Below are 14,699 nucleotides of genomic sequence, written 5' to 3' on the forward strand. Positions count from 1 at the left end.
GTGCTGCCGCAAGATTAAGGATTAATCTGACGACCGGTCTGACGATCCAGACACTTGCGAGTATTGGGTTCCCAATATGCATTAACGTTCAGGCTGTCGTTGCAGCGGTCTTCGTTATCAATCGCCTTGTCTACCTTGTCGAACTCTTTCTCCACGCGGGTGTTGACCTTATGGCGCAGGGATTTGGTGTCGTTGAACTGTTCTTTGCTCTGACGAGCCGCTTCGGTACTCATGGCGCCGCTGTTACTGCCGTCGACGGTCACGCAGGTGCTGCCCTGAGTGCAACTGGCGGCCAGTGCCGGTGCCTGCCAGGCGCCCATTAGCATCAGCATGGCGACCGGCAGCATCCCGCGCAGCAGTCGTTGAGTAGAAAGTGTTTTCATCGTTTCATCCTTATGAGTTAGTGTTGCCTGATAGCGGCAGCACTGGCTTTAACGCGCCCTCGGGCGTGCTGATAAATATACCATCCTGCTCTTGGAGTGCACCAATTAAGCGCCGCATCGTTTACTTTACAGAGAGAAAGCTTTCACCATGTTAAAGACCACCCTGTTATTTTTCGCCACTGCGCTGGCTGAGATCGTCGGCTGTTTCTTACCTTATCTGTGGTTGAAAAAGGGCGCCAGCGCCTGGCTGCTGCTGCCGGCGGCGGCCAGCCTGATGCTGTTTGTTTGGTTATTGACGCTGCATCCTGCAGCCAGCGGGCGCGTATATGCGGCGTATGGCGGAGTCTACGTTGCGACGGCACTGTTGTGGCTGCGGGTAGTTGATGGGGTGAAACTGTCGGCGTTGGACTGGCTGGGCGCCGGGGTGGCGTTGGCGGGGATGCTGATTATTGTTTCGGGCTGGCGAGCGGCCTGACAAGCGGCGGCAGGGGCTGGCCCTGCCGCATAAAATCACGCTTCGCGGTGGATATTCAATCCGGCAAAGGATTGGCTGACCGGCATGATCTCCAGCGAGTTGATGTTAACGTGGGGCGGCAGAGTCGCCACCCAGAACACCGACTCGGCAATATCTTCCGGCGTCAACGCATTGGCGCCGTCGTAGACCTTATCCACCTTGCCGTCATCGCCTTTGAAGCGCACGTTAGAGAATTCCGTGCCGCCCACCAGGCCTGGCTCAATGTCGGTTACGCGGATGCGGGTGCCGTGCAGGTCGGCGCGCAGGCCGAGGCTGAATTGCTTGACGAAGGCCTTGGTCGCGCCGTAGACGTTGCCGCCGGCATAGGGCCAGTTGGCAGCAACGGAGCCGATATTGATCACATGGCCGACGTTGCGTTCAACCATTGCCGGCAGCAGGGCGCGGGTCATGTTCACCAGGCCTTTGGCATTGGTGTCGATCATGGTTTCCCAATCATCGGCGTTGGCCTTGTGTGCAGGCTCCAAACCTAACGCCAGACCGGCGTTGTTCACCAGCACGTCAATCTGGCGCAGTGCCGCAGGCAGCTCATCAATCACCTGCTGAATTGCCGCGCGATTACGTACGTCCAGACGGACGATATGCAACGCCTCGCCCAATTCGTCTTTCAACTCTTCCAGACGTTCAATACGGCGGCCGGAGGCGATCACCTGATGGCCTTCGCGGATAAAACGTCGTGTGATGGACTCACCAAACCCTGAGGTGGCGCCCGTGACAAAAATGATCATGCTACTGTTCCTCAACTGTTTTTAACCACATGCTAATAGCATTAGCATAATCCCGGTTTAAGTGGCAGTGGTTATCGGCGTCGACATAAAAAAACCGCCATCGCTGCTGCCAGACGGGCGGTTTTTTGGTCAGAGGGTTATGCAAGCCGGGCTGAAAGTGCCCGTTCTGCAATGCAGCTACAGCTGAGGCGGTACGTGGTACACCACGCAGTCATATTTGGTATTTTCGCGTCGGCCTGCCACTACGCCGCCCAGAGATTCGGCGATGCGTCGGCTGGGGGTGTTTTGTTCTGCCACCGGATAGATAAAGTGACGCGGCCGGTAGCGCTCGCTGGCCCACACCGCCATGGCATGAACGATTTCGCGGCCGTAGCCGTTACCGTGCAGGCTCTCTTTTACCCAGATACCCAGCTCCGGGGTGGTGTTGTGCAAGTCATGCAGGCCGCCCATGCCGACAAACTCTTTGCTGTCGCGCAGGCGAGCGACGAAAATCAGCTCCTCACCTTCGCGGATTAGCGGCAGCCAGGTTTGCCAAACGTTGGCGAAGGCCTCCGGCGACTCTTCAGGCTCAAAATTCATAAAGCGCGTCAGTGTAGGGGTAATCGCCTGGTAAACATCGTCGGCATCTGCTGCGGTAAAAGGGGCAATCAACAACCGGTCGGTGTTCACGCGGCACTGAGAAAGGTCACTGTGGATCATTATTATTACCTCGCTTTTCAGGCCAAAACGGCAAAAAATCCGCACCGGTGAAACGGGGCGGATCATCGATATTACGTTGATTGGCGACAGATGCGACTTATTTCTGCAATCGCTGAGGCGAGAGCGGCAAAGGTTCGGCCGTCGGTTTTCGCTGGCGTACCTCACTGCCAGCGTTCGGATCCAGGGTAAAGCTGTCAATCACCGCCAGCAGCGCGATAACGCCGATGACCACAAACGCCAGTTGGAAATCGACCAATGGAATGCGCGCTGTGGACTGCGGCATCAGCATTTCCGCCAGACGCAGTGCCAACGCGCCGATGGCGATACCCAGCCCGCTGCCCATTTGCTGCGAGACATTAAACAACGTATTGGCGCCGTTCATTTGCGGCTGCGGCACTTCGGAAAACGCTAACGTGTTGAGCGCAGTGAACTGCATGGAGCGCGTCAGTCCACTGACGAACAGCAGCCCCAGAATCAGCCAGGTCGGCGTCTGCGGCGTCAACAACGCGCAGGCGAAAATGGTAGCGGCATTGAGCAAACCGTTCACCACCAGCGTAGTACGGAAGCGAAAACGGTACAGCACCGCCGAGGTAAAGGGCTTCATCACCAGGTTGCCGGCGAACACCGCCAGCACCAACAGCCCGGCATCGAAGGCGTTAAGGCCAAACCCAATCTGGAACAATAGCGGCAGCAAGAAGGGCACGGCGCCGATGGCGATACGGAACAGCGTACCGCCCCAAATCGTGACGGCGTAACTTTTTATCCGCATCGCCCACAGGTTGATTAAAGGATGTGCCGTACGCTTGGCATGGCGAACCGCCAGTGCACCCAGTGCCAGGCTGCCAAAAATGCACAACGCGGGTACCAGCCAGGACAATTGCGGATGGTTGATCAGATCCAAACCGAACATCAGGCCGAAGCAGGCAATGCCGGTCAGCACGAAGCCGAGGGCGTCAAAGGGAACGCCTTTCTGCGGCGCTTCCTGAGGGATCAGTCGCCAGGCCAGCCACAGTGCGGCGATGCCCAGCGGCACGTTCAGAATAAAAATCCAGTGCCACGAGGCGTAAGTGGTAATAAATCCCCCGACCGGCGGGCCGAGGATCGGGGCCACCAGGCCCGGCCAGGTAATGGTGGCGATGGCTTTGATCAAATCGGGTTTGGCGGTATTGCGCAGCACCACCAGGCGCCCGACCGGCACCATCAACGCTCCGCCGAAACCCTGCAGAATTCGGGCAGCAGTAAACGTCGGCAGGTTAACGCTGGCGGCACAGAGCACCGATGCCAGGGTAAAAATCAGCACTGCCGCCGCGAAGATATTGCGCGCGCCAAAGCGGTTGGCAATCCAGCCGCTGGCAGGAATAAATACCGTCAGCGTCAGAATATAGGCCGAAATACCGATGTTCATGTCCACCGGTCGCACGCCGAAAGCCGCCGCCATCTGCGGCATGGCGGTGACGATCACTGTCCCGTCGAGGTTTTCCATAAAAAAGGCACCCGCCACCAGCAGTGGCAGCGCACTGGCGCGTGAAAAGAAACTCATGGCAAAGCACGCCGGGCGAAGCGCGGACAGGATGCGGACATGGCAGAAACCCCGTTTCAAAAATGTTAACGCCGGAAGAGTTTTTGAGGATAGCGCATTGCGCCGAGGTTAAAAAGAGGTTGAGCGGGTGATAATTAGCGGGCGCAGCGCTTGCGCCCGCACAGGGAAATCAGAACTTCACCGAACCTTGCAAATACAGAGTTCGTGGCTGACCGATGTATAGCCCCTTGTTGTTGTCGTCGTAAGCGCGGGTGAAATATTCATGGTTAAACAGGTTTTTAACCCCGAGGCCCAGATTCAGTCCGGCCATTTCCGGTCCAAAATCATAGGCGGCGCGCAGGCCCCACAGTATATAGCCAGGAATGCGGCCGGTACTGCCGTCGGCACTTTCCGCCACGGTGTTGGCATTGTCGGCGAACTGGCTGGACTGGAATTCACTGTTGAGGTTGAACGTCCAACTGCCCGGCGTGTAATCCAGCCCCAGCGTACCTTTATGCTTCGGTGAGAACGGCACCTGGTTGCCTTTGTAGGCGCCTTCCTCACGGATGGTGGCGTTGACATAGGCATAGCTGGCGTAAACCGTCACGTCGTCCAGTTTGGGAGTCAACTGCGACAGATCGTAACGCAGGTTGCCCTCCAGCCCGGCGTGTCGAGTTTTGCCACGTGCGGTGACGCTGTCGGTGACCTGGTTCGAATCATACTGATTATTGAAGTTGATCAGGAACAGGCCAATCTCACTTTGCAGCGCATCGCCTTCATAGCGGGTGCCTAGTTCCCAGGTTCGCGCTTTTTCCGGTTCGATATTGCCGCTGTCGACCGCTTTACCCATCTGGCTGTATTGCACCGTGCCGAACGAGCCTTCGGTATTGGCGTACAGGTTCCAATATTCGTTCAGATGATACATGACATTCAGCGCCGGCAGCGGGGCGTTGTAGCTGACGTCGAGGCGATTATTCTTGATGTAGTTATTCTGATAGGAAGAGATATGCTCATAGCGCATGCCCGGCGTGATGGTCCAATCGCCGATATCTATGCGGTCATCAATGTAAAAGGCGTGGGCGTCAGTGCCGGACTGCGTATCGCGATCGTAAGGGCTGCTGGTTGAAGGTAATACGCCGCTGCTGGCCTTGCTGTAGTAGCGTAGCTCATGGGTCGATTCGCTGACGTAGCGATAACCTACGCCGACTTCATGCGCCGACTGGCCCCAGCGGAAGCTTTGGCTGTAGCGTGGCTCCACGCCGCGTACCCAATATTCGCGTGGCGAAAGCGTCAGGTTCTTGCCCTGATCGAGATAGCCGCTGCGCAGGGTATAGGTATAGAAACTCTGCACGTCGAATTTGTGTTGCTGATCCGGCTGATATTGATAGCCGAAGTTGGCCAACTGGCGACGGCCCCAGAATTTGTCATAAGGACGCGTAGACTGGAATGGATTGGCGTTGTAATCCGCCCGGCTTAATCCCCCCGGCATATCGGCCTGGCCTTCGTAATATTGCAATAAGCTATTAAAGGTGTGCACCTCGTTTGGCGCATAGCGGCTTTTCAACATCACGTCGTCGATTTTGGTCGAACTGTGTTCGCGCCAGTCGCTGCCGCGGGTGCCGGAATAAAGCAACGCGCTGCCAAAGCCGTTGTCGGCGGTACCACCGATCATCAGGTTGCCGGTGCCTTTGGGGTGATCCTGACGGGAGGTCGGGCTAAGTTGGCCCTGCATGCCGGCTTCCATGCCGAAGGTTTTCGGGATGGCCTTGGTGACAAAGTTCACTACGCCACCGACGCTTTGCGGCCCGTAACGTACGGCACCGCCGCCGCGGACCACGTCTACCGCATCCATATTGCCGAGGGATACCGGCGCCAGCGACAGCTGCGGCTGGCCATAAGGGGCAAAGGGCACCGGAATGCCATCCATCAGCACGGTCGAACGGCTGGCCAGGCGTGGGTTTAAACCACGAATGCCGAAATTGAGTGCCATATCGTGGCTGCCGGTGCCGTTATTTTCCGGAGCAACCACGCCCGGCACGCGATTCAGCGCTTCTCGCAAGGTGGTGGCGCCGGTTTTGGCAAACTCTTCTCGGCGCACCACGTCACGCGCGCCGGCGTGTTCGAATACGTCAATCTGACGGCCTTCAGCCAGCCAGTCACCGACCACGGTGATGTCTTGTTCTTGCTGCACCGTCGGCTGTTTGACCAGCGTAAAGCCATTAGCTCCCAACGCCTTGGCCTGTAAGCCGCTGCCCGCCAGCAGTGCGTTCAGCCCCTGATTAACGTCGTAGTTGCCTTTCAGCCCTGGTGAACGCTTGCCGGCGGTCAAACTTCCGTCAACGGACAGCGCAATGCCAGCATGGGCGGCAAAGGCATTTAGCGCGCCATCCAGATCGCCTGCGGGGATCTGATAAGCGGTAGCGGCAACCGGTGCTGTCTGCGCTGCCAGCAAGGGTGAAGCGAATGCCAGACCCACGGCGACCGCCAGTGGTTGAAGCGGTTTTCCCCAAAAATTGTTCATACCTTCTCCTGATTATTCTATTTTTTGCTGCAGTGTTTTAACTGGAGTCGGATGAAAACGAAAAAGGGACAATCACGAATGCGATTTTTTATCATTTTCATTTAAATAAATCAGGCAGGGACCACTTTTAACCAATAACGGGTAAAGCTTTGCAGCCGGATCGGCAGCGTTTGGCTGAGCAGCAGGAGTGCGCGATCGGGCTCCCTCAGGGGGAAACTGCCGCTCACGCGTAGGCCGGCAATGGCAGGATCGCAATCCAAACGGCCGTGACGGTAACGCGCCAGTTCGGCAAGCACCTGATCCAGCCGCCATTGACTGACGCTCAGCACGCCGCGGGTCCAGCTGTCGCCGTTGCCGGCAGCCTGTTGTTGGCCGAATGCCACAGCGCTGAAGCTGATTTGTTCCCCGGCGTTGACCCGTCGTTTTTCCTGTGGGAACTGTGCCAGTTGGGCTTCCACGGCGTGTTCAAGCACCGTCAGTTGCGTTTGATCGTCGTTTTCTCGCACCAGGAAATGGGTGCCGAGTGCGCGCATGGCACCTTGCCGGCTTTCGACCCAAAACGGCCGGTCGTCGCGGCCGGTAATCAAACTGATTTCTCCGCTGTGCAGCAGGATCAGCCGTTTTTCAGCGCTGTAGCGAACATCGACAGCGCTGGCGGTATTGAGTACCAACTGGCTGCCGTCGCTGAGGACGATGGGTTTAATTTCACCGGTAACGGTACGGTAGTCGGCGCGCAGCTCGCGGCCCAACGGGGACTGAAAGCCCAACCAACTGCCACCGACGCCCAGCAACAGCAACAGACTTTTCAGCAGGGTGCGGCGATCCAGCGTGGACTGGCGGCCGGCCTGGTCGAGCGTGCGATAGCTGAATTTTCCAGGTACGCCCTGCAACTGACTTTGCAGTGCTTCAACGCGTTGCCAGGCCCAGCGGTGATCTTCGTTTTGTTGGTGCCAGGCCTGCCACTGTTGCCGTTGGTGCTCGGTGACGTTTTCGTCGCATAACAGGGCAAACCATTGGGCGGCCATTTTCAGCGCCTGGCGCTGCTCTGGGGTGAGGGTGTGGCTCATTACGGGTATTCTGTTTCCAGGCTGAACAGCAGGCAGTGCTCGGCGGCTTTGGCCATGTATTTTTTTACTGAACTGACCGAAACGCCGAGGCGTTGTGCAATCTCGGCATAGCCCAGTCCTTCGAGCTGCGACAGCAAAAAGGCCTGTTTGATCTTCGGCCCCAGCCCGTCGAGCATGCTGTCGATGTGTTGCAGACTTTCAAGCAGGCTGTGGCGCTGTTCGGGTGAGGGCGCCTGCGCCTCCGGCATCAGCGCCAGCATATCCAGATAAGCGCGCTCCAGCGTTTTGCGGCGGAAGAAATCGACCATCACCCGCTTGGCGAGGGTGACCAAAAAATCTTTGGGTTCGCGAATAGCGGCGGCGGAGTCGTTTTTCAGGACCCGCATGAAGGTGTCCTGTGCCAGGTCGTCGGCGTCAAAAGCGCAACCGAGTCGACGTTGCAGCCAGCCCCGCAGCCAACCGTGATGGGTTGCGTAGAGGCGTGTAAGCGCATCTGAGGAAGTAGGGGCTGTGGCTGACATGGGTTCCGCGCTGCCGGTCAAAAAAGATGCGCGGATGATAATTGAGAATGGTTATCGTTTCAAGTTTGACGCCATCCCTGGCCACGCGAACTTTCAACTTTCACTCAAGCGCAGTCCCGTCGCGGCATCGAACAGGTGGATCGCGTCACGGTTGGGCGCTAACCACAGCGGCTGGTCGTTTTGTGCGTTAATTCGTCCGTTGAACTGTACGTGCAGCCGATAACCGCCCCAGTTGATATGCAGCAGGCTGACATCGCCGGTGATCTCCATCAGTCGCAGTTGGGCGGCAGGTTGCTCGCTGGTGTCGACCAGGTGGAAGTCATGGGGACGCAGCCCGAGGATCACCTTGCTGCCTGCCGCAACATGCCGCCATTTTGCGGGCAATGGCAGCCAGAGTTCGCCACAGGCGACGCCAGGCCGGTCGTCGCGCGGCGTGACGACGCCGTCCAACAGGTTCATTGGCGGTGAGCCGATAAAGCGCGCCACAAAAGTATCTGCGGGGGCGTCGTAGATTTCCAACGGTTTGCCTTGCTGCACGATATTGCCGTCTTTCATCACCACGATTTGGTCCGCCAGCGTCATGGCTTCAATCTGATCGTGGGTGACATACACCGTGGTGGTTTTGAACTGCTGATGCAGGGCCTTGATCTCGGCACGCAGCTCCATACGCAGTTGGGCATCGAGATTGGACAGCGGTTCGTCGAATAAAAATACCTTTGGATTACGCACCATGGCGCGGCCCATCGCTACCCGCTGCCGTTGGCCGCCGGAGAGTTCTTTTGGATAGCGCTGCAAAAGATGATCGATCGCCAAAATGCGCGCTGCTTGCTGAACCTTGGCCTGCTGCTCGGCCTTGGCTACCTTCATCACCTGCATGTGAAAAGCCATGTTTTCCGCCACCGTCAGGTGCGGATAGAGCGCATAGCTCTGGAACACCATGGCGATGTCGCGGTCGGCAGGATCCAGATCGTTGATCTTCTTTTTATCCAGCAGGATCGTGCCTTCCGTCAGGCTGTCCAGCCCGGCCAACAGGCGCAGCAGCGTGGACTTGCCGCAGCCTGACGGGCCGACCAGCACGGTAAAACTGCCGTCGGGGATCACCAGATCCAGGGGGTTCAATACCCGCTGTTTGCCATAGTATTTGGCCACTTTTACCAGTTCTACACTTGCCATCAGACCATTTCTCCGGCGCAGGTTTTCAGGGTATTCCAGTCCAGGTATTGGCGCGGCGAGCTGCTGATAGCGTGGCTGGCAGCACGAATACCCCAGCGCAGCGCCACTGTTGACGAGTGTCCATGCAGGCAGGCGGTCAGGAAACCGGCATTGAAACTGTCGCCGGCACCAATGGTGTCGACCACCTTGATCGGATGTGCCGCCGCCTGCAATAACCGTTCGCCGCACCACATGCGCGCACCGTCCGGACCACATTTCACCACGCAGGCGGCGTCGGCAGGCTGTTGACGATTCAGGGTGCGAGCGGCGGTGTACAGATCCTCACTGCCCGCCATGCCACAGGTTTCCACTTCATTGAGCAGCAAAATATCGCAGAACGGCAGCCAGTCGGCGATTTGTGTGCGTAACGGTTCGCTCCAGCCCTGTGGGGGCCAACCGGTATCAACCGCAATGCGATAGCCGCGCTGGCGCAGGGTCTTCAGCAACGCCGGGTAGTCCGCCAACAAGGTGGTGCACAGGAAGGTGCCGCACAACAAAACGGTGTCGCCGCTGCCGGCCAATACAGGGATCTGATGCAGCACATCGTCCTGGCTGAGGCGGGTAATATGCCCCTGATTGCTAAAAAACGTGCGTTCATTGTCGGGGTGGGTGACGCCGAAAGTCAGCGAAGTTTCGCAGCTGTAGATCGGCCAATACGGCGAACTGTCCGGAAACAGCTGCGCCAGCCAGGGGCTGAAATAGTCATTGCCCTGATTGGCCACCAGCCGGTAAGGGGTTTCCAGCGCTGCCAGCGCCAGTGCGCAGTTGCCTGCTGAGCCGCCGGGGCGCAGCTCACTATGATCGAGCATCGCTTCAGTTCCTTTCTGCGGCCATTGCTGCAAGGTGCTCATGATCACATCGACGTTGATATTGCCCACCACGTACAGCGTGGGTTTGGTGTTGGTCTTCATCATGTCTATTTTCCCTGAATAAATTAGCCCTTGCTGCCGCCGCTGGTTAAGCCGCTAACCAGGGTTTTTTGCAGCCAGAGGGCAATGAACAGCGGTGGAATGGCAGCCAGAATGCCGACGGCGGCGATCAGCCCGTCATCGGTGGCGCGCCCGGCGGTGAAACCGGCTATGGTCACCGGCAAGGTCTGCGCCTGAGTATTGCTGGTAAACAGCAGCGCGTAGAAAAATTCGTCCCAGGCCAGCAACCAGCCGAACAGCGCCGAGGCACCCAATGCCGGTTTGGCCAGCGGCAGGGTAATGCGCAACAGCACTTGCCACTGGCGTAACCCGTCCAGCCGGGCGGCCTGCTCGATGTCGATCGGCAGGGCATCAAACTGGTTTTTCAGCATCCAGGTGAGAAACGGCAGGATCAGCGAGCAGTAGACCAGCACCAGACCGATATGGGTGTTCAACAGCGCCAACTGTTGCAGGATAAAGTACAGCGGCAGCACGAAAGCCACCGGCGGCACCATGTAGATCGCCAGGCTGGCAAACAGCCAGCCGTCGCGGCCGGGGTAGCGGGAAAAGCTGAACGCCGCAGGAATGGCCAGCAATAACGAAATCAGCGTCGCGCCGCAGGCAACCAGCAGGCTGTTGAACAACGCATGCAGAAACAACGCACCGGGTTGGCCGGGTTGCAACGACAGCAGGCTGACGTAACGCGAAAAATCCCAGTGACGCGGCAGCCATTCCAGCGGCACGCGGGTCAGATCGGCCGAAGAGCTGACGCTCATCAGAAACAGCCATAGCATCGGTGCGAGGATCGACACTGCCAGCAGCAGCGCGGCGCCGTAGCGCAAGAGCAGGCGGAGTTTAGGCTTCATCGGCGAGGCTCCTTCTGCGCTGGCGGAACAGCATCAGCATGTACAGCGCAATCAGCACGCCGCACAGCAAGGTCATCAGCACGGCGTAGGCGGCACCGCTGCCGGCGCGCAGATAGCTGAACGATTCCTGATAGACAAAGAAACTCAGGGTTTTGGTGCTGTCCATTGGCCCGCCGCGCGTCATCACGTAAATGATGTCGAACACTTTGAACGCGTCGATGGTACGCAGCACCAACGCCACGGCCAGCGGCGCCAGAATGGCGGGCAGGGTGATGGCGCGGAATCGTCGCCAGGCAGAGGCGCCGTCCAGTCGAGCCGCCTCGTACAAATCGTCCGGGATGGTTTGCAATGCCGCCAGCGTCAGCAGGGTGATCAGCGGATAGTTCTTCCAAATGTCCGCGAGCATTACCGCGTTGAGTGCCGAAGCCGGGTCTCCCAGCCAACTGCGATAGTGGTCGATCACGCCGAGTTGAGTCAGCAGCGCGTTGATGCTACCGTAATCCGGGTTGAAATTCAGTCGCCACATCGTGGCGTTGACGATGGTCGGTAGCGCCCAGGGTAAAATCACCAACACCCGCAGCAGATTGCGACCGTGGAATTTTTGATTGAGCAACAGCGCCACCAGCACGCCAATCACCCCTTCAAACGCCACCGAAACCAGGGTGAAATACAGCGTACGCCCCAGAGCAGCCTGAAAGTCCGGGTCGGTCAGGGCATAAAGAAAGTTATCCGCACCGACCCAGGCCGGCGCAACGCCGTCGCCGACCAGCGCCGCATCGGTAAAACTCAGCCACAGGGTACGACCCAGCGGCCAGGCGGTAAGCAGCAGCATCATCAGCAGCATGGGTGCCAGCAGCACCCATGCCTGACGACGCTCACGTTGGGGCAGAGTGAGCATCGTCATCGCTTAACGCAACCGTGCCGCGCTTTGGGTCGCGGCATCCAGCCCGGCCTGCGGCGTGACTTTACCCTGCAGGATTTGCTGCAGGTCCTGCTGCAATCCGTTGGACAGCCGTGAGTAATCCGCGGTTTCGGGGCGCGAAAGCATCACGTTCAACGACTGTTTGGCGGCGGCGATCAGCGGTTCCTGACCTTTCTGCACCGCGGGATCCTCATAGGAGGATTTCCAGATCGGCAGACTAAGCTTGGCGTACTTGTCCTGCACCGGCTGCGAGGTCATGTAACTGATGTACTGCCAGGCCTGATCGGGGTGGGCGCTGGCCTTGGCAATGCCGAGACCCATGGAGCCATTCACCGCAGAAACCTGACCGGCCTCGGAGCCCGGTGCAGGCACGATACCGACGTCGCCGGCCACCTTGCTTTGCTTCGGATCGTTGGCCATGTTGTACATATAGGTCCAGTTCAGTGCGAAGGCTGCATCCCCGTTGGAGAAGGCCTTGCGTACGTCCTCCTCAAGATACTCGCGAGAATTCGGGTTGGTGAGCCCCTTATCCAGTGACGCTTTCATGTAGCTGGCGGCCTGCAGCGAACCCGGGCTGGAGAAGGTGATTTTGCCCTGCTGGATGAACTGGCCCTTGAAGGCCGACACCAGCGTGGTGTAGTCGCAAACCAGCGCTTCGGCCTGTGACCAGCTCCACACCAGCGGGTACTTGACCACGTTTTTCTGCTTCAGAATTTCCGCCTGCTGTTCCAGCTCCTGCCAGGTTTTCGGCGGGGCGGCAATCCCGGCCTTGGCCAGCATGGCCTTGTTGTAATACAGGTATTTGGTGTCGAGGATCCACGGCATGCCCCAGCGCTTGTCTTTGTAGGTGACGGTGGTCATGGCGCCGGCAAAGATTTTGGCGCTGTCGTCGGCGCTGATGCGCGCGGTGACGTCTTGCAGCAGGCCGAACTTGGTGAATTCCGCCGGCCAGATGGCGTCGAACAGCACCACGTCGTAGCCATTGCTACCGGCACCGCGTGCCGCGACGATTTTATCGTGCAGCGCCTCGTAAGGGACAAACTCCAGATTAACGGTGATATCCGGGTGTTGTTTGCTGAAGTCCGCGGTCATGGCGCGGATATCGTTTTCACTGTAGGCCGCCTGGGTCATAAACAACGCGCTAATTTGCGTGGGGGCGGCATAGGCGGATGAGAGACTGAGCGCCAGGGCAGACAAAGTACAGACTGCCGTAGCGGCAAGGGTATGGCTTTTCATTGTGCGTTCTCCGGTGTTAAAAAGATTTTTAAATCAATTTGATTGCTTTATTGGAGGGCACCATACTGCAAAGACGATTTCCCTTTCTGCATAGGCAGTTATGACGACTTCCGGCACTAACCTTGAACATGCTCGCGCACACAACCGGCGCGTAGTGATAGAGGCTATCCGTCTGCACGGAGAACTGACCCGTGCCGAAATTGCCCGGCTGACCTCACTGACGCCGCAAACCGTTTCAAACATCGCAACCGAGCTGGAACAGGCCGGCATTCTCTCTTCGCACCTGCCGCGTCGTGCCGGCGGGCGAGGTCAGCCGGCCACGCCGTTGACCCTTAACCCAGACAGTGCGTATTCCATCGGCATCCATCTGGATCACCAGTCCCTGCTGATGATCGTGGTTGATCTGTCAGGCAGCGTACGTTTCCACCGGCTGATTATGGTGCAAAAGCCGCAACCTGCTGCGACCTTGAAACTGATTTGTGATGTACTGCAAGAAATGCGCCAGCAACCGGATCTGGCCTGGGGGAAAATGCTGGGGATCGGCGTAGTAATGCCGGGGCCGTTTGGCGTGGAAGGGATTTCGTCGGTGGGGCCGACCACGCTCAACGGTTGGGAAAATATCGATGTGGTGGCTGAACTTAACGCGCAAAGCGGCCTGCCGGTGACGCTGGAGAACGATGCCACCGTCGCCGCCATCGGCGAGCGTTTGCACGGCGTAGCCAGACAGCTGAATTCGTTTATTTATTTGTATCTCGGTACCGGGCTTGGCGCGGGGATTTTCACCGATGGCCGAATTTATACCGGTCATGCGCACAATGCTGGTGAAGTCGGCCACATGATTGTGCAACCGGGCGGGCGCGCCTGCTACTGCGGTAACCAGGGCTGCCTGGAACGTTATGTCTCGCTGCAGGCGGCCTACGAGAGCTGCGGGCTGGATCCGATGAGCGCCAGACCACAAGACTTGCTGGCATTGCCGCAGTCGCAGATTGACGCCTGGCTGGATTCGGCGGTGCCTGCGTTACGTCAGGCGATCAACATCGTTGAATGCATGTTTGACGCTGAAGCCGTGATTATCGGCGGCCTGATGCCGGAAAGCCTCGTGGCGCAACTGATCAAACGGTTGGCGCCGCTGCATCGCTCGGTGCGCAGCAAATACCTCGACGGCCTGCGGGTGCGGCTGGGCACCACCGGTGCGGATACCGCTGCATTGGGGGCGGCGGCTCTGCCGCTGTTTGATGAATTCAATCCCCGTTATGAAGTGTTATTGAAGTCATAAAACCCATCCTCCGATTTATATTCTTGCCCAATAATGGTGCAGGCTAATCATTAATCCAATATAAGCAAACGGTTGCCATTAAATAGCAACCGTTTGCTTATATTCTGCTTATTTGTCGTTGGCTCGGAATATTGTTCGGTGAATTTTATCCTTCTGTTTTTAAACATAAATAGTCAATAAAAAACCGACTGGCACGCGGCTTGCTATTCTTAAATGACCCGTCCTGAATAGCGTTGACACATTTTACTCACGCACAGAGGAAAATGTGATGAACCAGTATGTTAAACGCACACAACGCGATTATTCTCT

General features: G+C 57.9%; 14 protein-coding genes. 2 read left to right on the top strand and 12 right to left on the bottom strand.

Annotation, left to right across the window (positions count from 1 at the left end; translation table 11 throughout):
• Window positions 1–14: 14 nt before the first annotated feature.
• On the bottom strand, window positions 15–383 hold the full coding sequence (locus M2407_RS06820) for a DUF1283 family protein (protein ID WP_020826762.1): 369 nt from the start codon (window positions 381–383) through the stop codon (window positions 15–17).
• Window positions 384–531: 148 nt separating this feature from the next.
• On the opposite strand from M2407_RS06820, the gene M2407_RS06825 reads away from it, so the two are divergent.
• Window positions 532–858, top strand: coding sequence for a YnfA family protein (locus M2407_RS06825; RefSeq protein ID WP_020826763.1), 327 nt, complete (start codon window positions 532–534; stop codon window positions 856–858).
• Window positions 859–893: 35 nt separating this feature from the next.
• On the opposite strand, the gene ydfG is transcribed toward M2407_RS06825, so the two are convergent.
• The 11 genes from ydfG to M2407_RS06880 form a co-directional block, all read right to left on the bottom strand.
• Window positions 894–1,643 carry a bifunctional NADP-dependent 3-hydroxy acid dehydrogenase/3-hydroxypropionate dehydrogenase YdfG gene (gene ydfG / locus M2407_RS06830; RefSeq protein WP_115058896.1) on the bottom strand — a complete coding sequence of 250 codons (750 nt, stop codon included), beginning with the start codon at window positions 1,641–1,643 and terminating at the stop codon, window positions 894–896.
• Window positions 1,644–1,820: 177 nt separating this feature from the next.
• On the bottom strand, window positions 1,821–2,342 hold the full coding sequence (locus tag M2407_RS06835) for a GNAT family N-acetyltransferase (RefSeq protein ID WP_041414537.1): 522 nt from the start codon (window positions 2,340–2,342) through the stop codon (window positions 1,821–1,823).
• 97 nt (window positions 2,343–2,439) lie between these two features.
• Window positions 2,440–3,882 carry an MFS transporter gene (locus M2407_RS06840; RefSeq protein WP_130015682.1) on the bottom strand — a complete coding sequence of 481 codons (1,443 nt, stop codon included), beginning with the start codon at window positions 3,880–3,882 and terminating at the stop codon, window positions 2,440–2,442.
• A gap of 169 nt (window positions 3,883–4,051) precedes the next feature.
• Window positions 4,052–6,382 (bottom strand): TonB-dependent Fe(3+) dicitrate receptor FecA, encoded by a 2,331-nt coding sequence (gene fecA / locus M2407_RS06845; RefSeq protein ID WP_259217284.1) that lies wholly within the window; start codon window positions 6,380–6,382, stop codon window positions 4,052–4,054.
• Window positions 6,383–6,492: 110 nt separating this feature from the next.
• Complete coding sequence (gene fecR / locus M2407_RS06850) at window positions 6,493–7,449, bottom strand: ferric citrate uptake sigma factor regulator FecR (protein WP_259217286.1); 957 nt, start codon at window positions 7,447–7,449, stop codon at window positions 6,493–6,495.
• Entirely contained in the window at window positions 7,449–7,970 is a 522-nt protein-coding gene (gene fecI, locus M2407_RS06855) for a ferric citrate uptake sigma factor FecI (RefSeq protein ID WP_128864953.1), read from the bottom strand. The genes fecR and fecI overlap by 1 nt, the downstream gene beginning before the upstream one ends.
• A gap of 93 nt (window positions 7,971–8,063) precedes the next feature.
• On the bottom strand, window positions 8,064–9,143 hold the full coding sequence (locus M2407_RS06860) for an ABC transporter ATP-binding protein (protein WP_259217287.1): 1,080 nt from the start codon (window positions 9,141–9,143) through the stop codon (window positions 8,064–8,066).
• On the bottom strand, window positions 9,143–10,096 hold the full coding sequence (locus M2407_RS06865) for a carbohydrate kinase family protein (RefSeq protein WP_259217288.1): 954 nt from the start codon (window positions 10,094–10,096) through the stop codon (window positions 9,143–9,145). Before M2407_RS06865 ends, M2407_RS06860 begins: the two co-directional genes overlap by 1 nt.
• 20 nt (window positions 10,097–10,116) lie before the next feature.
• Window positions 10,117–10,956 (bottom strand): carbohydrate ABC transporter permease, encoded by an 840-nt coding sequence (locus tag M2407_RS06870; protein ID WP_259217290.1) that lies wholly within the window; start codon window positions 10,954–10,956, stop codon window positions 10,117–10,119.
• Entirely contained in the window at window positions 10,946–11,854 is a 909-nt protein-coding gene (locus tag M2407_RS06875) for a carbohydrate ABC transporter permease (RefSeq protein ID WP_020826773.1), read from the bottom strand. Before M2407_RS06875 ends, M2407_RS06870 begins: the two co-directional genes overlap by 11 nt.
• Before the next feature lie 9 nt (window positions 11,855–11,863).
• Complete coding sequence (locus M2407_RS06880) at window positions 11,864–13,114, bottom strand: extracellular solute-binding protein (protein ID WP_020826774.1); 1,251 nt, start codon at window positions 13,112–13,114, stop codon at window positions 11,864–11,866.
• A gap of 100 nt (window positions 13,115–13,214) precedes the next feature.
• Here M2407_RS06880 and M2407_RS06885 point away from each other — a divergent pair, with 100 nt between their 5' ends.
• Complete coding sequence (locus M2407_RS06885; RefSeq protein WP_187962829.1) at window positions 13,215–14,390, top strand: ROK family transcriptional regulator; 1,176 nt, start codon at window positions 13,215–13,217, stop codon at window positions 14,388–14,390.
• The last annotated feature ends 309 nt before the right edge of the window (window positions 14,391–14,699 follow it).

This window comes from Serratia sp. BIGb0234 (assembly GCF_024809915.1).
GTDB lineage: Bacteria > Pseudomonadota > Gammaproteobacteria > Enterobacterales > Enterobacteriaceae > Serratia > Serratia liquefaciens.